The 20,498-nt window shown below is 56.9% G+C and carries 15 protein-coding genes; 13 read left to right on the top strand and 2 right to left on the bottom strand.

Annotated features, from left to right (window positions below; translation table 11 throughout):
- The 11 genes from IEN85_RS10955 to pta all read left to right on the top strand — a co-directional run bounded on the left by IEN85_RS10955 (window position 1) and on the right by pta (window position 15,596).
- Window positions 1-1,275, top strand: a complete 1,275-nt coding sequence (locus IEN85_RS10955) for an efflux RND transporter periplasmic adaptor subunit (RefSeq protein ID WP_191617127.1) — start codon at window positions 1-3, stop codon at window positions 1,273-1,275.
- Window positions 1,276-1,295: 20 nt separating this feature from the next.
- Complete coding sequence (locus IEN85_RS10950) at window positions 1,296-4,454, top strand: efflux RND transporter permease subunit (protein WP_191617126.1); 3,159 nt, start codon at window positions 1,296-1,298, stop codon at window positions 4,452-4,454.
- A 219-nt stretch (window positions 4,455-4,673) separates the two neighbouring features.
- Window positions 4,674-5,747: a LacI family DNA-binding transcriptional regulator gene (locus IEN85_RS10945; protein WP_191617125.1), complete on the top strand. Its 1,074-nt coding sequence runs from the start codon at window positions 4,674-4,676 to the stop codon at window positions 5,745-5,747.
- Between the two features lie 228 nt (window positions 5,748-5,975).
- Window positions 5,976-6,944 carry a MerR family transcriptional regulator gene (locus IEN85_RS10940; RefSeq protein ID WP_191617124.1) on the top strand — a complete coding sequence of 323 codons (969 nt, stop codon included), beginning with the start codon at window positions 5,976-5,978 and terminating at the stop codon, window positions 6,942-6,944.
- A 57-nt stretch (window positions 6,945-7,001) separates the two neighbouring features.
- Window positions 7,002-8,267: an NAD(P)/FAD-dependent oxidoreductase gene (locus IEN85_RS10935; protein WP_191617123.1), complete on the top strand. Its 1,266-nt coding sequence runs from the start codon at window positions 7,002-7,004 to the stop codon at window positions 8,265-8,267.
- Window positions 8,264-9,058: a DUF1365 domain-containing protein gene (locus IEN85_RS10930; RefSeq protein WP_191617122.1), complete on the top strand. Its 795-nt coding sequence runs from the start codon at window positions 8,264-8,266 to the stop codon at window positions 9,056-9,058. Before IEN85_RS10935 ends, IEN85_RS10930 begins: the two co-directional genes overlap by 4 nt.
- A 12-nt stretch (window positions 9,059-9,070) precedes the next feature.
- Window positions 9,071-10,354, top strand: a complete 1,284-nt coding sequence (locus IEN85_RS10925) for an SAM-dependent methyltransferase (RefSeq protein WP_191617121.1) — start codon at window positions 9,071-9,073, stop codon at window positions 10,352-10,354.
- 19 nt (window positions 10,355-10,373) lie between these two features.
- Window positions 10,374-11,390: an SAM-dependent methyltransferase gene (locus IEN85_RS10920; protein WP_191617120.1), complete on the top strand. Its 1,017-nt coding sequence runs from the start codon at window positions 10,374-10,376 to the stop codon at window positions 11,388-11,390.
- Window positions 11,391-11,426: 36 nt separating this feature from the next.
- Complete coding sequence (locus IEN85_RS10915) at window positions 11,427-12,158, top strand: acyl-CoA desaturase (protein ID WP_191617119.1); 732 nt, start codon at window positions 11,427-11,429, stop codon at window positions 12,156-12,158.
- Between the two features lie 128 nt (window positions 12,159-12,286).
- Complete coding sequence (locus IEN85_RS10910; protein ID WP_191617118.1) at window positions 12,287-13,483, top strand: acetate kinase; 1,197 nt, start codon at window positions 12,287-12,289, stop codon at window positions 13,481-13,483.
- Window position 13,484: 1 nt separating this feature from the next.
- Window positions 13,485-15,596 carry a phosphate acetyltransferase gene (pta, locus tag IEN85_RS10905; RefSeq protein ID WP_191617117.1) on the top strand — a complete coding sequence of 704 codons (2,112 nt, stop codon included), beginning with the start codon at window positions 13,485-13,487 and terminating at the stop codon, window positions 15,594-15,596.
- Window positions 15,597-15,622: 26 nt separating this feature from the next.
- Here pta and IEN85_RS10900 read toward each other — a convergent pair whose 3' ends face one another.
- Window positions 15,623-16,270, bottom strand: coding sequence for a LuxR C-terminal-related transcriptional regulator (locus IEN85_RS10900; RefSeq protein WP_191617116.1), 648 nt, complete (start codon window positions 16,268-16,270; stop codon window positions 15,623-15,625).
- 355 nt (window positions 16,271-16,625) lie between these two features.
- On the opposite strand from IEN85_RS10900, the gene IEN85_RS10895 reads away from it, so the two are divergent.
- Window positions 16,626-18,107 carry a SulP family inorganic anion transporter gene (locus IEN85_RS10895; protein ID WP_191617115.1) on the top strand — a complete coding sequence of 494 codons (1,482 nt, stop codon included), beginning with the start codon at window positions 16,626-16,628 and terminating at the stop codon, window positions 18,105-18,107.
- Window positions 18,108-18,133: 26 nt separating this feature from the next.
- On the top strand, window positions 18,134-18,988 hold the full coding sequence (locus tag IEN85_RS10890) for a universal stress protein (protein ID WP_191617114.1): 855 nt from the start codon (window positions 18,134-18,136) through the stop codon (window positions 18,986-18,988).
- 222 nt (window positions 18,989-19,210) lie between these two features.
- On the opposite strand, the gene IEN85_RS10885 is transcribed toward IEN85_RS10890, so the two are convergent.
- Window positions 19,211-20,443, bottom strand: a complete 1,233-nt coding sequence (locus IEN85_RS10885; RefSeq protein ID WP_191617113.1) for an IS481 family transposase — start codon at window positions 20,441-20,443, stop codon at window positions 19,211-19,213.
- Window positions 20,444-20,498: the final 55 nt, after the last annotated feature.

The raw sequence follows: 20,498 nt of genomic DNA, 5'->3' as shown, positions 1-20,498 counted from the left end.
ATGGAAGAAAAAGAATACCGACCCAACTTCCCGCAATGGCTACTCTTCCACGTGCTGCCCGCCGGACTCATCATCCTCTTTGGCGGCGCAGCCATCATCGGCTTGGCGCTTTTTCTAAAGCAAACGCCCGAGTCGAAACCGTCCATCAAGGTCGTCCCCACAGTGGAGGTGATCGAAGTCCAGCCTGAGATCACCCAAGCCATCGTTAGAAGCCAAGGAATCGTGGAAGCTCGCACCCAAACGACGCTTCTCGCCGAAGTCTCCGGACGGATCGAAAGCATCTCGCCCGCCCTTTATGCAGGTGGCTATTTCGCAAAGGACGACATCCTTGCCAGAATCGACGACACCGACTACGTCGCCAACCTCGCAGCGGCCCGCAGCCGCCAAGCAGAAGCCCACCTCGCCTACGAGCAGGAGCTAGCCGCCAGCGAGCAGGCAATGGAAGACTGGAAAAAGATCGGCAACGCGCAAGCCCCTAGCGACCTCGTCCTGCGCAAGCCACAGCTGGCCAGAGCCCTCGCCACCCTCGAAGCCGCTACCGCAAGCGTGGTGGCAGCAGAGCGAGACTTAGCCCGCACCGCCGTCAAGGCTCCCTACGACGGACGAGTACAAGCCAAGTTCATCGACATTGGACAATTCCTGAATGCCCGCACCAGCCAGATCGCCAGTATTTATTCAGTGGATACCGCTGAAGTTAGATTGGGTATCAGCCTGGACGATACGCGACTTGTTCCTTTGCCCGAAACCTACGTCGACGGTACCACCAGCGGAAGCAAGCCCAAGGTCACCCTTACCGCCACCTACGGCGGCAAGGACTACCAATGGCAAGGCATTATCGATCGTTCCGAGGGAGCAGTCGACCCCAAGACCCGTCTGCTCTACCTGGTCGCTCAAGTGAAGAATCCCTACGCGAATCGAGAAGGCGAGAACCGTCCGCCGCTGAAAGTCGGTTCGTTCGTTCGAGCCGAAATACTGGGCGAAACGGCGGTCGACTCCTTCAAGCTGCCGCGACGCGCCTTGCGAGAGGATGACTCGCTCTACATCGTCACAGACGACCGGACCTTGGAGATCAGAAAAATTACTCCTTTCCAGAAAACCCGAGAAAACGTAATCGTGCGAGAGGGGCTGAAGGCGGGCGAACGCGTCTGCCTAACGCCCCTGCAATACGTGGTTAACGGCATGGAAGTCCGCCTCACCACCGATCCAGACAAGAACAAGTCAGCCGAAGACGAGGAACAGAGGGACAGCGAACCAGAGGCCACTGCGTCCCTGTAACCACGCAACCACTACTCAAGATGATCGCATGGTTCACTAAAAACGGAGTCGCAGCCAACCTGATGATGCTAATCCTCGCGATTGGCGGGCTTGCGTCCTCGTTCACCGCCAAAACCGAGCTCTTTCCCGAATTCTCTCTCGATATGGTCGCGGTTCGGGTCCCCTTCCTCGGAGCATCGCCAGAGGAAGTTGAGGAACTCGTCATCATCCGCATCGAAGAGGCCTTGCAAGGCGTTAACGGCATCAAGGAAATCAACTCCACCGCCTCCGAAGGCTACGGTTCCGTAACCGTCACCGTCAACAAAGGTTACTCCGTTTCCAAACTCAAAGACGACATCAAGACACGCGTCGACGCGATCCCCAGTTTTCCGGCGAATACCGAACGGCCCATCGTAGAGGAAATCTTGATACCGAAGGACGTCATTCGCGTATCCGTCTACGGCGATACGAGCGAAATCGAAATCAAAAAAATCGCCCAGCGCGTCCGAGACGAACTAACCGAGATTTCCGGAATTAGCCAAGTATCCATGGAAGGGGTACGCGCCTACGAGCTTTCCATCGAAGTTACGGAAAACGAGCTCAGGAACTACAATCTCAGTTTCGACCAAGTTGTAGGAGCGGTACGAGCGAATTCCCTAGACCTCCCGGGCGGCATGATCAAAGCGGACGGAGGCGAAATCCAACTACGCACCAAAGAGCAAGCCTACGACGCCTTCGACTTCGAAAACATCGTGCTGCTCACCAAGCCCGACGGATCGCGAGTTTACGTCAAAGACGTTGCAACCGTTCGCGACGGACTGGTCGACAACGACACCTCGAGCTTCTTCAACGGCAAACCAGCCGCCACCATCCTCATCAGAGAGGTCGGATACGAAAATCCGCTGGAAATCTCTGAATCCGTCTACGAGTACGTCGAAAAAGCGGCAGCTACCTGGATCCCCGAAGGCGTTACTCTAGAAGCATGGAGCGACTCTTCTTTCTACCTGCGTGGCCGTATTGACATGCTGCTGGAGAACGGCCTCATCGGCTTCATCTTGGTGCTCATCTCGCTCACCATTTTCCTCCGTCCAACCTTGGCGTTCTTCGTCGCCATCGGCATCCCGGTTAGCTTCCTCGCGACCTTGGCCATCGGCCCCTTCGTAGGCATCACTGTCAACCTGCTCTCCCTGTTCGCCTTCATCCTGGTGTTGGGAATCGTGGTCGACGACGCCATCGTGGTAGGCGAAAGCGTATTTACGGAATTCCAAAAGAACGGCCCGGGCGTGCAAAGCGCCATCTCTGGCACGCATAGAGTTTCCACTCCCGTAACCTTCGCGGTCCTGACGACCATGGTTGCTTTTGTACCCATTTTCTTGCTACCTGGAACCATTGGCAAGTTCATGGGGGTGATCCCTTTCGTGGTGATTCCCACCCTCGGCTTCTCTCTGGTGCAAAGCAAGCTGGTGCTTCCCTACCACCTTTCCCTCTGCACAGTCGGCGACAAGCACGACCGAGAAAAGCTGAACCCGCTCTCCAAATTGCAGCGGCGGTTCTCAGACGGGCTCGAGCGCTTCATCGAGAACGTCTATCAGCCTTGGCTGAAGCGGGCCATCAAATGGCGCTGGTACACTTTCGCCTTTTTCAGCCTCTTTTTTATCGCCGCTGTCGCCTTGCCCCTTTCTGGGGCCATTCGCTTCGTGCTCTTCCCAAGCGTTCCCTCGGACTACATCTTCACTAGTTTGACTATGGTGGAAGGCACCCCTGTCAGCGAAACCGAAAAGGCCATGGATCGAATCGAGAAAGCGCTCGAGGAGATTCGACAGGAGGACCTTGAAGCTGGCTTGATTGACCCCGTTAAGAACAAGCTCGTCAGCCTCGGATCCTCCAGCAGCCCTGGCGGGCCGGGCGGTGGCGGAGGAGGAACCTCCGGCAGCAACGTCGGGCAAATCGTGCTGGAGCTCGCCAAGAGCGAACTGCGCGATTCCAACGCGAACGATGTAGTTGAACGCTGGAGACAGAAAGTGGGGCAAATCCCTGGAGCGAAACGCCTGAACTTCCAAGCCAACGCCAGCGGACCAGTCGGGCTTCCGGTCGACGTACAATTGACGGGCCGCGACTTCGACAAGCTCAAAGCGGCATCCCTGGAAATACAAGATCGCCTCAAGGAAATCGAGGGGCTCTACGACATCCGCGACACCTACTCCGAGGGAAAGCGGGAGCTCAAGATCAGCCTCAAGGACAATGCCCGATCCCTCGGACTCAACGCAGCCGACCTTGGCCGACAAGTTCGCAACGCCTTCTACGGCGCCGAGGTCCAGCGCGTTCAGCGCGACAAGGAGGACGTGAAGATCATGGTCCGCTACCCTCGTTCCGAGCGAGAGTCGCTCGGAGATCTCGAAAACATGCGCATCGTCACGCCCAGCGGAGCCCGCATTCCCATCCAAGAAGTGGCGGACATCCAAATGGGTACGGGCTACCCGTCCATCTCCCGACTCGACCGCAAGCGAATCGTCAGCGTGCAGGCGGAAGCCGACAAAGCCAGCATCTCCACCAACGAAATCAAGACCGCCGTTTATGACGAAATACTCCCGGAAGTGCTGCGCAAGTACCCAACCGTGACTCCAGCTATGGGAGGCGAAGCCAAGGATTTCGCTGAATCCGGCCCCGCCCTGATCGGAGGTTCCCTCATCGTGCTCGTCCTGATCTACATGTTGCTGGCAATCCCCTTCAAGAGCTACATCCAGCCCGTCATCGTGATCGCAGTCATCCCCTTTGGCGTAGGAGGAGCGATCGTGGGACACCTCTACGGCTTTCAAGACCTAAGCATCCTCTCCTTCATCGGCATGATCGCCATGGCAGGCGTGGTCGTGAACGACTCCCTTGTCCTGGTGGAACGCGTGAACAGCCTTCGAACCAGCGGCCTGAACCTGTTCGAAGCAGTGCGGCACGGGGGTATGCAGCGCTTCCGGGCCATCCTCCTGACCTCCGTCACCACCTTCGTCGGCTTGGTACCCATACTCCACGAAACCAGCCTGCAGGCGCAGTTCCTCATTCCCATGGCAACCTCGCTCGCTTTCGGGGTGGCCTTCGCAACCTTCATCACCCTCTTTCTCGTACCCTGCGTCTACCTCATGTTGGAGGACATCAAGTGGGGTATCGTTACCTGGTGGAAAGGTTTGTTCGGAGGCCACCGCAGCTAGCTCTTTGCCACTTGCCATTAAAGCGCACTTGCGCGCAAGTTGTTTCCGCAGCTGAAATGAGCTAAATCGCTTCAACAGCTTGCGCTATAGCAAGAGCTGCGTTCAATGCATGCTTGAGCTTGCTCGCAACGTCGACCTGTTACTCTCTCTAAAGCGTAACTGCTCGGAGAGAGGTCGAGCTGAACAAAAGACAACCCCCTACCCCCAAAACTCACTACCATGGACAAGCCACGTGTATTGATGAAAGACGTCGCGAAAGTCGCCGGCGTCCACCAGACCACCGTTTCCCTCGCCTTGAGGAACCACCCCAGCCTGCCTCAAGCCACCCGCGATCGCATCCAGAAGCTCGCCAACGAAATGGGCTATCGCCCCGACCCCGCCCTCTCGGCTCTCGTAGCCTACCGGCAAGCCACCAAAAATCAGCCCAGCGAGCAGGTTATCGCATGGATCATCAACGTTAAGGACGACCGCATCAACCAACACCATGTTCACCGCTTGCTGCTGGCAGGGGCCAAAGAGCGGGCCCAGGAGCTCGGCTACAAGCTGGACATCTTTTGGCTCGGCAAGGAATACAAAGACAGCAAGTCCCTCAATCGAGTCCTCAAAGCTCGAGGCATCCAAGGCGTGATCTTCGGAGCCTTCGACTATCACGAGGAACCTTTCGAGCTAGACTGGGACCTCTTCTCCTGCATCAAGGTCAACCCCCTGCCGGAAGACCTCTCGTTCGACACCGTGCTCTGCGACCAAATCGACGCCGTGGGACAAGTCATCGCCGACTTGCACCGCGTCGGCATCAAGCGATTCGGACTCGCGGTCTCGGAGTTTGAAGAAATCCATAAGCGATTCACTTTCGCCGCCGGCTTCCACACACACCGACGGGAGGTTGCCCCGGAAAATTGGGTGCCTCCCTTCTACTTCCAGCATGGGGCCGACTACAAAGAGGACGTCATCCCTTCCACCTTGGAGTGGGCCCGCGAAAACAAGCTGGAGGCCATCATCAGCAACTGGAACAACCTGGAGGAGGTAGCACGCAGGCTTCATCAGGAAGGCCAAGAGTGCCGCTTCGTCTCCTTGGACGCCGACGAGCATACCGCCCGCCACGGAGGCATAAACCAGGACCATCACGAAAACGGCCGACGCGCCGTGGACATGGCCGTCGGGCAGATCAAGACCTTCCGACGCGGTCGCGAGAACAACCCCTGCACCACCCTCGTAGCCGCGAAGATGATACCGATTCCCGCGGAATGTCCGCTGAAAGCGGAAACCGCTTCCCGCACCGTCATGGCCTCCTGACCAGGGTAGGAACGCAGCAAATTTCTCCGCAAAGCCGGCCATCCCTCGGGAGCCGGCTTTGCCTTTGCCGCTCCCTCGAGACGTTTGAAAGGATCCGCTGGGAGCGCTCGCGCGTAACCCTAGGACCACAGCAAACGAACCTTAGATCGCTTGAATCGCCCAAAGATTGTTCAAACTCGATTCATTTTATGATTGAAACATTTATGAACCATCCTAAAACACTCATTCATGATCCAAGAAAGTGACGCGAGCTCAGGCTACAAAATAGGAACTGCCGCTAAAATGGCAGGAATCTCACCCAACACCATCCGCACCTGGATGCGGAGGGACTACTTCACCACATCGATCGAAACCGACTCGGGCGAACGAATCTTGAGCAGCGACGACTTGAAGCGGCTCATCAACTTGAAATCGCTGATCGACTTGGGCGACTCTATCGGCCAGATCGCCCGTTTGGACAACGAAACCTTGCAGAAGCGGCTCGCCGAACTGAAGTCAACCAGCGAGAGCTCGTACGCCAACGAGATCCCGTCGCTTACCGACTTGGAAGCTGGCTTCGTCACTCCCGCCAACAGCGTTCGCCTGTCAGCCGCTACTCCGCTCTTCTGGAACTCCAAGAGCTTCGACTCCGTCGAGACCCTAACGTCCTACGTGGAGAACGAGCACAATCTCAGCATCGCCCTCATCGACAGCCAAGGTCCAAACCCAGCGGAAAAAGCTGCCATCATCGAGTTCGCGAAACGCTTCCCAGAAATTACAGTCGTCCTTATTTTCGACTTTATGCCGCGCGGCCTGCTCAAGGACCTTGCCAAGGCGCAAGTGCACCTTCTGCGGTGGCCCATCAACAGCATCATGCTCGAACGCTATCTCTATAGCCTCATGCCGAGCATCTCACATCCGCGATCCCGCTCCTCCGTCATCAACGAACCGCCCCCGCGTCTCTTCAACGAGCGACAACTCTCCGAGATCGCCAACTCCTTGCCAGAACTAGAATGCGAATGCCCTCGCCACGTTAGTTCTATCATCACCAGCCTCGGAGCCTTCGAGGACTACAGCGAGCAGTGCCTGAACGCGTCCGAAAAGGACAAGGAGATCCACGAGTACCTGTACAACGAAACGGCGAAGGCGCGTCGCATTATGGAGCTCGCTCTCATCAGGCTCTGCAAGGAAGACGGCATCGAGATACCGCAACCTTAGCGCCCTGACCCGCAACCCTCACTCCGGGCTGCCAAAAATCAAAGTCAAACCACTCAAATGAGATCCTTGGCCATCATAGGTACAGGTATCGCAGGCATGGCCTGTGCCTACTTTCTGCGAAACCGCTACGACATCACCGTCTTCGAGAAAAACGGCTACGTGGGTGGACATACCAACACGGTTTACCTCGACGAGGGAAGTCGCAAGGTCCCGGTGGACACTGGATTCATGGTCTACAACGACCACACCTATCCCAACCTCATCCGCTTCTTCGATCACCTCGGTATCAAATCTGTCAATACATCCATGTCGTTCAGCGTGAACGACGCCGCGTCCGGCTTCGAGACGAGCTACACGAGCCTTTCAAGCTTTTTCCCCGACCTGGCCAGCGCCTTCAGCCCTCAGCGCTATCGGCTCCTCCTGGCGATGAAACGACTCTTCGAGGCGGGTCGCGAGTTCTTGGCCAACGAAAAGGACACAGAACTCCCGCTGACGGAATTCATCGCGCGAAACCACATCGATCCCCTCGCCACCGAGAAGTTCCTGCTCCCCATGACCGCAGCGATCTGGTCTACGCCTACCGACAAAATGAAGGACTACCCCGCAATCACCTTGCTGCGTTTCCTCGTAAACCACGGCATGCTCGGCTTCGGCGACCAGTTCCAGTGGAAAACGCTGCAAGGCGGCAGCCAACAGTATAAGGAAAAGATTCTGAAAGAGATATCCTCAAAGACCAGAACCAACGCTGGCGTAACACAGCTTCGCCGCCAAGCGGGCAAGGTACGGGTCATTAACAAGCTGGGCGAGTATAACGATTTCGACGACGTGATTATTGCCACCCATGCAGACCAAGCCCTCGCCCTGCTAGAACAGCCGAACGAACCCGAGCAGAATCTCTTGTCGCGTTTCCAGTACAACGTAAATCCAGTCGTGTTGCATTCCGACCCCAAGGTCATGCCGCGACGCAAAAGAGCATGGGCGTCATGGAATTATCGATACGAATCCATCGACTCCAAGCAAGTGGGCTCCACCCACTACTGGATGAACAAGCTTCAAAACGTCTCTGACCGAAAAAACTACTTCGTCAGCGTCGACTACCCCGGCGAAATCGACCCGCAACAGACCCATTGGAGCTTCACCTACGAACATCCACGCTTCGATGCGGCGGCGATCAAGGCTCAGCCCTCGCTACCCCAACTCAACGAAAACGGTCCGATCTATTACTGTGGCAGCTACTTTCGCTACGGCTTTCACGAAGACGCCTTCACCTCCGCCCTTAACCTCTGCAAGCAACTCAACGACGGCCGCGACCCGCTCTCATGAAATCCTGCCTCTACAGATGTCGCGTGGCCCATAAACGCAAGCGTCCGAAGCGTCACCGCTTCGCGTACGCGACCTTTATGTTTTGCCTCGACCTTGACGAGCTAGACACCCTTCGAAAACGCCTCACGCTCTTCAGCCTCAATTCCAGAAACCTGTACGCCCTGAACGATCGGGACCATCTCGACCAAGGCGAAAAAGGCATAAAGGCCAACGTGTTGTCTTTCCTGCGCAACAAGGGCATGCAACAGAAAGTGGGGCGCATCGAACTGGTAACCAACCTAAGAACCTGGGGCTACGTCTTTAACCCAGTTTCATTCTATTACGTCTACGCAGACGACGGCTCCTTGCTCTGCTGCCTCGCTGAGGTCGCCAATACATTCAACGAGCAAAAGCTCTACCTCGTCGACCGGTTCGAGCCTTCGGGGAACCGACTCAGACAGTCCCACAGAAAGCTTTTCTACATTTCTCCCTTTTCAGACCTCGATACACAGCTGCATTTCGACTTACATCGCCCCGACGAGCACCTCCGCCTCGCCATCACCGAAAGTGACGCAGAAGGAACCTATTTCTACAGTTCCCTATCCGGAAAACGTATTCCTCTCACAAATACAAACCTGCTTCGCTACACGCTGAGGTTTCCCTTCATCACCCTACAGGTGATCGCAGCGATCCACTGGCAAGCCCTTCGGCTCGCTCTCAAAAAGGTCCCGCACTTCAAGAAAGCCCAGCACCCCGAGCGACAGACAGAAACACGAACTTACATAAAACCGAAATCCAAGAACTCCGCCTAACCGCCACCGCATATGAAAATCCAAGACCTAATACTAAGCTTCTTCGAGAAAGCCAATCGTGGCTGCCTGCGGCTGCGACTCCCTGACGGACACACCCACGTGTACGGCTGCGCGGAGGACCAAGAACCCGTCGAACTCGTCGTGAACGACAGCAACTTTTTCAAGCGCGTCGCGCTGAAGGGAGACATCGGGCTCGGAGAGAGCTACATCGACGGCGAATGGGATTCGCCCGATCCTGCCGCCCTGCTCGCTTGGTTCATCAAGAACAAGGACGTGCTGATGAGCGATCGTTTCGAGTGGGCGATGCCGCTCATATCGCGACTCGCTTCCTTGCAGGAACGGATTCTCCACCGCAGGAACTCCAATACGAAATCGGGAAGCAAGAGAAACATCGAAGCCCACTACGACTTGGGCAACGACTTCTATGAGCAGTTTCTCGACTCCTCCATGACCTACTCTTCCGCCTACTTCCGGAAACCCGACGACACCCTCCTGGAAGCGCAGCATGAAAAGTACGACCGCATCTGCCGCAAGCTCGACCTCGGGCCAAGCGACAACGTTTTGGAAATAGGCTGCGGATGGGGAGGCTTTGCCGTCTACGCGGCCGAGAACTATGGCTGTTCCGTCACTGGCATCACCCTCTCGCCAAGCCAGTACGACTACGCTGTGGAGCGAGTCAAGCGCGCTGGACTATCCGGCAAAGTGGAAATCGTGCAAATCGACTACCGCGACATGATAGGACAGTTCGACAAGATCGTCTCCATAGAAATGATCGAAGCCGTCGGGCATGAACATTTGCCGAGCTACTTTTCTGCGATCGATCGCCTCCTGAAGCCAGACGGGCTCTCCTGTATCCAGATTATCATGTCATCCGACCATCGATACGAGACCTACTGCAAAACCTCGGACTACATCCGCAAGCACATTTTCCCCGGATCGCACCTCCCCTCCATTTCCTCCCTTTTCCAAGCCAAGGACAAGGCTAACCTCAATACCTACCACCTCGAAACCTTCGGACTTCACTACGCCCGGACCCTCGAGCTTTGGAGAGATCGCTTCGAGGCGAATTGGGGGCGGATCAAGGAGCTAGGGTTCCCCGAAACGTTCCACAGGAAATGGAGGCTGTACTTCGATTACTGCATCGCGGGATTCAAGGAGCGGCACATCAACCTCGCTCAGGTCGTCTTCGGACGCATGAACTGCGAGTCCTACCGCTTCGAGGAGGCTGCGTTCGACAGGGATTCAGCGAACAACACCCTCCGCCCCGTGCAATTTCTCGAAAGCGTAGCAAACTAACTTCAACATTATCCAATCGATGAATACAATTTCCCTCGCCGAAAACGGCTACCTGCCAACCTGGCTCGTTCGCTTCGGGATCCGCACCCTAGTAAAGAAGCGCTTGAAGAGCGAAAAAGTAAACGCTCGCGTCAAGAAGGAGCAGCTCATCTCTCAACTTCAGTCCAGCCCCCTAGCGGTCGACACGGACGCGGCGAACGAACAGCACTACGAAGTCCCATCCGACTTTTACAAGATCGCCCTGGGCGCCCGCTTGAAATACAGCTGCTGCTACTGGCCCGATGGCGTCGACACACTCGACGAAGCGGAGATCGCCTCCTTGAAGCAAGTAGCCGAGCGCGCCAAGATCGAGGACGGGCATCGCATTCTGGAACTCGGCTGCGGTTGGGGATCCTTCTCTCTCTGGGCTGCCGAGAATTTCCCCAACTCACAAATCGTTTCCGTATCCAATTCATCGGGACAGCGGACCTACATCACAGGGGAAGCCCAAAGGCTTGGACTGAGCAACCTAAAAGTGATCACAGCCGACATGAACACCTTCGAGACGGAAGAGAGCTTCGACCGCGTCGTTTCCGTCGAGATGTTCGAGCACATGAGAAACTACCAGCAGCTCTTCGCCCGCATTCACTCCTGGCTCAACCCCGGGGCCAAGATGTTCATCCACGTTTTCTCCCACAAGGAGATCGCCTACCTCTTCGAGGACAAGGAGGCCGACGACTGGATGGCGCGCCACTTTTTCACCGGCGGCATCATGCCATCCCACGACTTGCTTCCGCGCGTCTGCTCTCCTTTCAAGCTAGAGGAGCAATGGCAACTGAACGGCGTCCACTACCAAAAGACAGCCGAAGCGTGGTTCCAAAACCTTGAGAGAAACAAGCCCCGCACCCGCGCCGCGATGGAGAAGATCTATGGCCAGGAAAGCGCAGTCGTCTGGGAGAACCGCTGGCGAATATTCATGTTGTCCTGCGCCGAACTGTTCGGCTACAAAAACGGGAATGAATGGGGTGTTTCCCATTACCTTTTCTCTGCGGATTAGCCCAATCCGCAAGGAATCCCAATCGTCTTTCAAAACATGTGGCCCATAATCGCGTTTTTTCTGCTCCACTGGTACCTCTCGGTCTTCGCGCAGAGCTTCTTCCTCCATCGCTACGCCGCGCATGGCATGTTCCACCTGCGTCCCTTCTGGTACCGCTTCTTCTACCTGTTCACCTGGATCACCCAGGGCGCGAGCTACTTGAACCCGCGGGCCTACGCCATCCTGCACATGGAGCACCATAAGCACAGCGATACCGAGGAGGACCCCCACTCGCCGCATTTTTTCGAGGACGTCATCTCCATGATGGTCAACACCAAGAATGTCTACCAAGGCATCCTGGCGGGCAACTACGACGACCGCCCGGACGTTGCCTTGAAGGACTACCCCTCCTGGCCCATTGTCGACCGCATCGGCGACAGCTGGATCACCCGTATCGCCTTCTGCGTCGCCTACACCGCTTTCTATGTCACCTTCGCTCCTCACCCACTCTGGTATGCCTTGCTCCCCGTGCATTACTTGATGGGGCCCGTTCACGGCGCCTTCGTGAACTGGTGCGGACACAAATACGGCTACGCGAACTACGATAACGGCGACCACTCACGCAACACCTTCGTTTGGGACCTCTTCTTCGTGGGCGAGTGCTTCCAAAACAACCACCATCGCTATCCGAGAAGGGCAAACTTCGCTCAGCGCTGGTTCGAGCTGGACCTGACCTACCCGATCATTCGCATGCTGAACTCTGTCGGAATAATCAAGTTACGTAAGTAAGCCCAACAATCTGCCCCCTTCCTGGCCCGTATTTCATAATTAATTACTAAACTTTCTTTAATTTGGGTTTGTAAGGCCGTCGTGATTAGTTGATATCATCAGCCTGATTCGCAAAATGCAGTCAGCTAATGAACATACTGGTCATAAACTGCGGGAGCTCCTCCCTGAAATTTTCTGTCATCGACACCCAAACGGGCAAAGACCTCGCCCGTGGCCTGTTCGACAAACTCGGTTCCCAAGCCCCTAGCTTCAAGCTTGAGAGCCCTCTTCTCTCCGCTCCCAAGAAGGGAAACCTGCCGGGCGGTTCCGAACACGAAGCATCCTTGGATACGCTCGCCAACTTTTTGGCCTCCGACGAGATGCACCTCGAAATCGAGGCAGTCGGACATCGCGTGGTGCATGGCGGAGAGCGGTTCACCTCGGCTTGCCTTATGGACCAGGAGGCTCTGGACGCAGTTAAATCCTGCTCCTCGCTCGCTCCCTTGCACAATCCAGCAAACCTTTTGGGCATCGAGTCTTCGAGACAGCACTTTCCAGAACTCCCGCAAGTCGGCGTTTTCGACACCGCGTTCCACCAAACCATAGAACCCGAGGCTTACCTCTACGCCATTCCCTACGAACTTTACCGCGAGCACGGCATCAGGCGCTACGGGTTTCATGGCTCCAGCCACAAGTACGTCACCTCGGAGGCAGCCCGCATCCTCGGCAAGCCCTTAGACCAAACGAGCATCATCACCGCCCACCTCGGCAACGGCTGCAGCGCCGCCGCCATCGAAAACGGCGCTTGCGTGGATACTACCATGGGACTGACCCCACTCGAAGGTCTGGTCATGGGCACGCGAAGCGGAGACCTTGACCCCGGAATCGTTTTCCACCTGCACCGAGCCCTCGGGCTTAGTATCGAAGAAATCGATACGATTCTAAACAAAAAAAGCGGTCTGCTCGGACTCTCTGAATTTTCCAACGACATGCGCTCGCTGCGGCAGGCATCCGCCAACGGAAACGAAGCCGCGAAGCGAGCCGTCTCAATCTTCACCCGCCGCCTCGCCAAAAGCATCGCCTCCCTGAGAGCTGCATTGGACAAGTGCGACGCCCTCGTCTTCACCGGAGGCATCGGAGAAAACGACGTCCAGACCCGTACCGAAACGCTCGTTAGGCTCCAGCACCTCGGGATGCTGGTAGACGAGCAGGCGAACGCCACCGCTGGGGTCGACCAGGATGGAATCATTTCACAAGCGAACTCACCGGTTAAGGTAATCGTGATCCCCACCAACGAAGAACTCATGATCGCCCGCGAAACCGAACAACTCGTCGGAAGCAAATAAGATGAAGCATGTATTCCTAACAGTACCCACGGGAGCCAAAGTCGGCCTCTCGACCGTATCCATAGGGCTTGTACGGGCCCTCGAACGACAAGGGGTAAGGGTCGGCTTCTTCAAGCCCATCGCCCAACCGGTAACTCCAGACGAACCCGGCGACCGCTCCACCAGCTTCATCAGGGCCGTTACCACCCTCACACCTCCGGAACCCATTTCCATGGAGGAAGCCAAGAAGCTAGTGAGCGAAGAGCATCTCGAGCTCCTCCTAGAAAACATCATCCAGCGTTTCGAGGAAGCGTCCAAAAACGCTGACGTGCTCATCGTTGAAGGCCTGATCCAAACCGAACGCTTCCCCATGGGAGCCCGCCTCAACTCCAAACTCGCCCAAACCCTCTCCTCTAAGCAAATCCTCGTCACCAGCCTCGGCAACCGCAGCCTAGACCACCTGAACAAAGAACTGGAGCTGGCCGTTCACGACTTCAAGGGACGCGTGGCCGGCGTCGTCATCAACAAGGCAGACATCGACGCGGCCCGTGACAACATCGACTTTGACGGCATCGGGGTAGAACCGCTCAAGCAGTTCATCAAAAACAACTGCCCCGTCTTCAGGAACGACGACTTGGAGATGATCGGCATGATACCGCGCGACGAAAAATTGCTTGCCCCACGCGTTTCAGACGTCGCGAAACTCGTCAATGCCGAGGTCCTCAACGAAGGCGACATGACTAGCCGTCGCGTCTTCAAGATCGAGCTGCTTGCTCGCAACGTCACGAACTTGCTGCACACGCTCAAGACCGGAACCCTTCTGGTGACGCCTTCCGACCGCAGCGACATCATCCTCGCCGCCAGCATGGCGTCCCTCAACGGCACTCGCCTTGCCGGCCTCGTCCTGACAAGCGACCAGCGGCCAGACGAACGTATCGTCAAACTCTGCCAAATCGCATGGAAAAGCGGCTTGCCGGTCATGCGAGTGAGCAAGACTTCCTTCGAAACGGCACGGGCGCTCTACGACATGAACCTCGAGATCGCGCCGGACGACAACGACCGCATCAACCAAGCAATGGAAACCGTTGCTATCAGCATCAGCAGTAGTTGGATTCGCAATACGCTCGCATCCCAGATGAAACGCCAGCTTTCCCCACCTGCGTTTCGCCACATGCTTACCCGCAACGCTCGCCAAAAGCCCAAGCGCATCATCCTGCCGGAAGGCGACGAACCCCGCACGATGCAAGCCGCTGTGGCCTGCACGGAACGCGGCATCGCCAAGTGCGTATTGCTCGGCAACCCCTACTCCATCCAACTCAAGGCGGACGCTATGGGGCTCAGCTTGCCCACCGGACTGGAGATCGTAAATCCGGACGTGATTAGAGAACGCTACGTGCCCTCATTGGTCGAAATGAGGCGACACAAAAACATGACCGAGAAAATCGCTCGCGACCACTTGAGCGACAACGTGGTGCTCGGCACCATGATGCTCAAGCACGACGAAGTGGACGGACTGGTTTCGGGAGCCGTACACTCTTCGGCCAACACCGTTCGCCCTGCCATGCAGCTAATCAAGACCCGGCCGGGAGCAAAGATCGCTTCCTCCGTATTCTTCATGTGCTTGCCCGACCAAGTGCTGGTCTATGGCGACTGCGCCATCAACCCAGATCCCAACGCAGAGGAACTCGCAGACATCGCCATCCAGAGCGCCGACTCGGCCAAGGCCTTCGGCATCGATCCACTCGTGGCGATGATCAGCTACAGCACCCTCGGCTCCGGCTCGGGCGCCGACGTCGACAAGGTGGTTGAAGCGACTCGCCTGGTAAAAGAAGCCCGTCCCGACATTATCATCGATGGTCCGCTTCAGTACGACGCTGCCGCAATCGCCGATGTCGCGCGCACCAAAGCTCCCGACAGCCCGGTCGCCGGCAAGGCCAACGTATTCATTTTCCCTGACCTCAATACCGGTAACACCACCTATAAGGCAGTACAGCGTTCAGCGAACGTGATATCAATCGGTCCCATGCTGCAGGGCCTCAAGAAGCCGGTGAACGACTTGTCGCGCGGCGCCCTGGTGGACGACATCATCTACACCATCGCCCTGACAGCAGTTCAAGCCCAGCAGAACGACTAGGCTCCCGCTCAACACGGTCGAGGCCGCTAATCGACGAAATTGACGGAGATGAGGCGGTGCTCGATCGCGTAACGAGTAATGGCTGCCACGTTGTGCACGTCGAGCTTGCGCATCATGCTGCAGCGATGGTTGTCGACCGTCTTGACGCTGAGCTCGAGCTTTGCCGCAATATCCTTGTTGCTGTTCCCCTGGGCGATCAGCTGCAAGACTTCGCGTTCGCGTTGGGTCAGGTTATCGTTGTACTGGCTCTTCTTCTTGTTGTCGCTCACAACCGTGCGCAACACCTCCGTAATGTTGAACCCAAAGAAGCAGCCCCCTTCGCTCACGATCTTGACGGCGTTTAAAAACATGTCGAAGTCCACCGACTTTTCGACGAAGCCATGAGCGCCAGCCTGCAAGCAAGCCTTGATGCTCTCGCTCAACTTGACATCCGAAAAGACAAGAAAGCGAGCGTCCGGCAAACGAGCGCGAACCTTGGAAATCAGGTCCGCTCCGCGACCATCCGGCAAGTTCATCTCCAGGATGATCATTTCAGGCCCCAGCTCCACCGCATCGTCGACAACTCCCGAGATCTTGTCGGACGTTCCTACGACTTCGTAGTTACGGGACGTTAAGCTTTCGGCGAGCATCTGGCAGACGGTCTTCTGACCATCGACGATATACAATTTGTTCATGGGGGAGTTACGGGCGCTGTTAGAGGTAATACCTTACGCTTACCTCTTTAGTTCTGTGGCAATTATGAGCTTTGTGAAGCCTGCCCTAGTTCAAGACAACGGAATTTTAAAACATGTTTGTTAATTAGTTGTTATTTGTAAAATAAACTCCTTGCCCGCTCAGATTCCCAAACACAAGGCAAGCAAGCAACACCAAGCAGGCGGAAACGCAAACAATAGGGAATCAGTATAAGGCCCGCATTATCGATTGACCCGAGCTAGGTATGGGGTTCCCTTCCCAGCTTTTCCGCTTGCCGGGGCGAAACGCCGCTTTCTCGAAAACGCGAGACCTCGTTCCCTTTTAGACGCTCACACCATGAAAAACACCTTTAGAGAGAACTGGATATCAAACGCGCCGCGAGACTTCCTCGCCGGCACGGTCGTGGCCTTGGCGCTCATCCCCGAAGCCATCGCCTTCTCGATCATCGCAGGGGTGGACCCAAAGGTCGGCCTCTACGCCTCTTTCAGCATCGCCCTCATCACCGCTTTCGCTGGGGGACGGCCCGGCATGATCTCGGCGGCTACTGGAGCGATGGCGCTGCTCATGGTCGATCTAGTGAAAGACCACGGCCTGCAGTACCTGTTCGCGGCCACTATTCTGACAGGCGTCCTGCAGTTCCTCGCGGGCGCATTGAAGCTGGGTGACTCCCTAAAATTCGTCTCCAAGTCGGTCACCACCGGCTTCGTAAATGCCTTGGCGATCCTGATCTTCATGGCCCAGCTTCCCGAATTCGTCGGTCAAGACTGGCGCATGTACGCTATGGTCGCTGGCGGCTTGGCTATCATCTACCTGCTCCCGCTGCTGACCAAGAGCGTCCCCTCTCCCTTGGTTTGCATCATCGTCATCACGGGAATCTCGCTGGGATTCGGCATGGATTTTCTTCCAACAGTGGGCGACAAGGGACAACTTCCTTCCGAATTCCCTCCCTTCTTCATTCCACAAGTCCCTCTCAACCTAGACACCCTGTGGATCATCCTGCCCTACTCCTTCCCGCTCGCGATCGTAGGCCTGTTGGAATCCCTTATGACCTCGACCATTGTCGACGAACTTACGGACTCCGAAAGCGACAAGAACCGCGAGTGTCGCGGCCAGGGAATCGCCAACTTTATCACCGGATTCTTCGGTGGCATGGCCGGCTGCGCCATGATCGGCCAATCCGTGATCAACGTAAAGTCCGGCGGCCGCGGTCGTCTTTCCACTCTCTGGGCAGGCATCTTTCTGCTCATCCTCATCCTGTTGCTGGACGACTGGGTCAGCCGCATTCCGATGGCCGCCCTCGTAGCAGTCATGATCATGGTATCGATCGGAACCTTCAGCTGGAGCTCGATAAAAAACCTGAAAACCCATCCGAAGTTCACCTCCTTCGTAATGCTTTCGACTGTGGGCGTCGTCGTCTATACCCATAACCTGGCCTACGGCGTTATGGTGGGAGTGTTGCTGAGCGCCCTCTCCTTTGCCCACAAGGTCGCTCAACTCCTAGATGTATCAAGTACCCGCGAGCCGAATACCCAGGAACGCGTCTACCGCATCAGCGGCCAGCTCTTCTTCGTCTCCGCCTCTGACTTTTCCCGCTCCTTCGACTTTTCCGAAGTACTGAGAAAGGTCACCATCGACGTCTCGAAAGCTCACTTCTGGGACCTTTCCGCCGTCACAGCCCTCGACAAGGTGGTCCTCAAGTTCCGCCGCGAAGGAACTGAGGTAGAAATCCTTGGCCTCAACGAAGCGAGCGCTACTATCGTAGGCAAGCTCGCCGTACACGACAAGCCCGGCGCCTCTCAAGACCTCGGCGGACACTAAGCCAACCCACAGCCAATTTCCCCATCATGAACACAGTTCTCAGCTTCACTGACGGATCCTCCTACGCGGCGAGCGTCTACGACCATGCCGTCTGGGCAAGCAAGCAACTCAACACCTCGCTACGCGTCGTCCACACTCTGAACCCTCACCGAGAAAAGGCAGCCCTCGCGGATTTCTCCGGCAACATCGGCCCGGAAGCTTACGACAGCCTGATGAACGACTTGGTCAACTTTGACCGCGAACGAGCCCGTTTGGCGCAGGTGAAGGGCGAGGCAATCCTCTCCGAGGCCCTGCGTCACATCCAAGCAGCAGGAATCCAAAACGTGGATACCGAATTGCGACACGGTCTCTTCGTTGACGTCTTGGAGGACATTCAAAACAACGTCGACCTCATCATCATCGGGAAGCGCGGCGTGAACCACGCCATCGCCATGAAACACCTCGGCACCAACATCGAGCGTACCCTCCGCGTCGCCAAGTGCCCCGTGCTCGTTTCCTCCCGCGCCTTCAAGCCGATCAAACGTTGCCTCCTCGCCTATGACGGAGGCCCCAGTTCGCAAAAGGCTCTCGCCTTCCTGAAGGAACATCCGCTTTGCGCCAACGTAGAAATCGACGTCCTACGGGTAGGCCGCGATGACGATCGAAACCGCAACGAGGTTCAAGACGCCGCTGAAGCGCTCAATAAAGCTGGCTTCACCGCCAAAGCCCGTATTCGAGAAGGCGAGCCCGCCAAGGTCATCACGGATGAAGTCGAGAATGTCGGCTTCGACCTTCTCGCGATGGGAGCCTATGGCCACTCCCGCGCCAAACGCATGCTCATCGGCAGCACCACCGCGACTCTCGCTCGCGACTGCCACGTGCCGATCCTCATGTTCCGCTAAACGGATACGAGCTCGCTGCTGATGCGAAACGCTTAAGGCGAAGAAAAACCTCCCCCCAAAAAAAAGGTTAATCACCAAAAGCAGCGGAATTGCTGTCTACCTGCGGGGCCGTTGCTTGTCATAGATCTTGAGCGAAGCCAAAAGGCGACGTGCCGCAGACCCCCAATCGCGTATCCTGCATCGTGGCGCGAGTGTTTAGCGCAAGGACATAGTTAACACATGTTAAGGTACATGGTTAACGCTTTTCAGGTGGGCTTCTTGCTCCCCCTGGACGCCTAGGCGTCCAGGGGGAGCAAGAAGCGCGTTGTAGTTGTTTCTAGGCTTGGTCGCGCGGCTCAGGTCGATCATCCCCAAGCTTTTCCAGCAGTAGAAAACTTCCCAGCGAAGATCGTCGAACTGGTTTATCGCCACGCTTTCCCCGATGAAGGCCCTTCCGATGAAGAAGCTGCGTCCCTTGAACATCAGGTCGCCTTTGCTCTTCACCTTGCGCACCTGCTCGGCCTCGCCGTAGAAGCTCAGGCAGTGGGGTATGGTCGCGGGCAAGGCTCGCTCCGAGGCGCGGTAGCGGTCGGCGGGGCAGTCGAGATCGAGCGAGCGGTGCGGGCGGACGTGGTTGTAGGTCTCGCGAAACCGGGCGAACTCCCGGTCGCAATGCTCGAGGTCGCGCCACAGCGTGGTCCTGCCCAGCAGCTCGTGCTTGAGGGTCTGGTGGAAGCGTTCCTCCTTGCCTTGCGTCTGGGGGTGCAGGGGGCGGCCGTGGATCGTCTCCACCCCCAGGCGCAGCAGCCAGGCCTCCAGCTCGCTGGCCGCCCCGAACCCCCGCCCCCAGGGCGAACCGTTGTCGCAGAGGATGGCCCAAGGCAGCCCGTACTTGCCGAAGCATGACAGCAGGCATTCCTGCACCGTGGAGGTCCTCTCGTCCTCGCAGGCCTTGAGGATGAGGTTGAAGCGGGAGTGGTCGTCGCAGGCGGTGAGCGGGTGGCAGCGCTTCGACCCGGCCATCTCGAAGTGCCCCTTGAAGTCCATCTGCCAAAGCTCGTTGGGCTGCGAACGCTCGAAGCTCCTGGGCGCCACGCACGGGCGAGAGCCTTGGCCGAGCAAGCCGGCGCGGCGGATGATGTTGTGCACGGTGGTCGCCGAGGGAAGCTCCTTTTCCCCGGCGTTTTGCAGCAGGCGGCGCAGCTTGCGCGCTCCCCAGCAGTCGTGCTTGCGGCGAAGCTCCAAGACCTTCCTCTCCACCTCGGGGCAGCTCTTGTTGGGCTGCCCCGCCGGCCGACGCGAGCGGTCCTCCAGACCAGGCAAGCCTTCCTTGCGGTAGCGCTCCAGCCACTTGTAGGCAGTCGGCGGGCTTATGCCGAAACGGCGGATCAGCTCGCGTTTGTTCGCTCCAGGCTTCGATGCCAGGAAGACGAAATCTCTTCTTTGGGTTATCTTATCGGTCTCCATCCACGGCATACAGAAGTGTTAACCATGTCTGTTAACACCTGTTAACCATGTATCTTGACCAGAC

Source organism: Pelagicoccus enzymogenes, from assembly GCF_014803405.1.
GTDB lineage: Bacteria > Verrucomicrobiota > Verrucomicrobiia > Opitutales > Opitutaceae > Pelagicoccus > Pelagicoccus enzymogenes.
The sequence above is the reverse complement of the archived record's forward strand: the minus strand, read 5'-3'. Positions and strand labels throughout refer to the sequence as shown.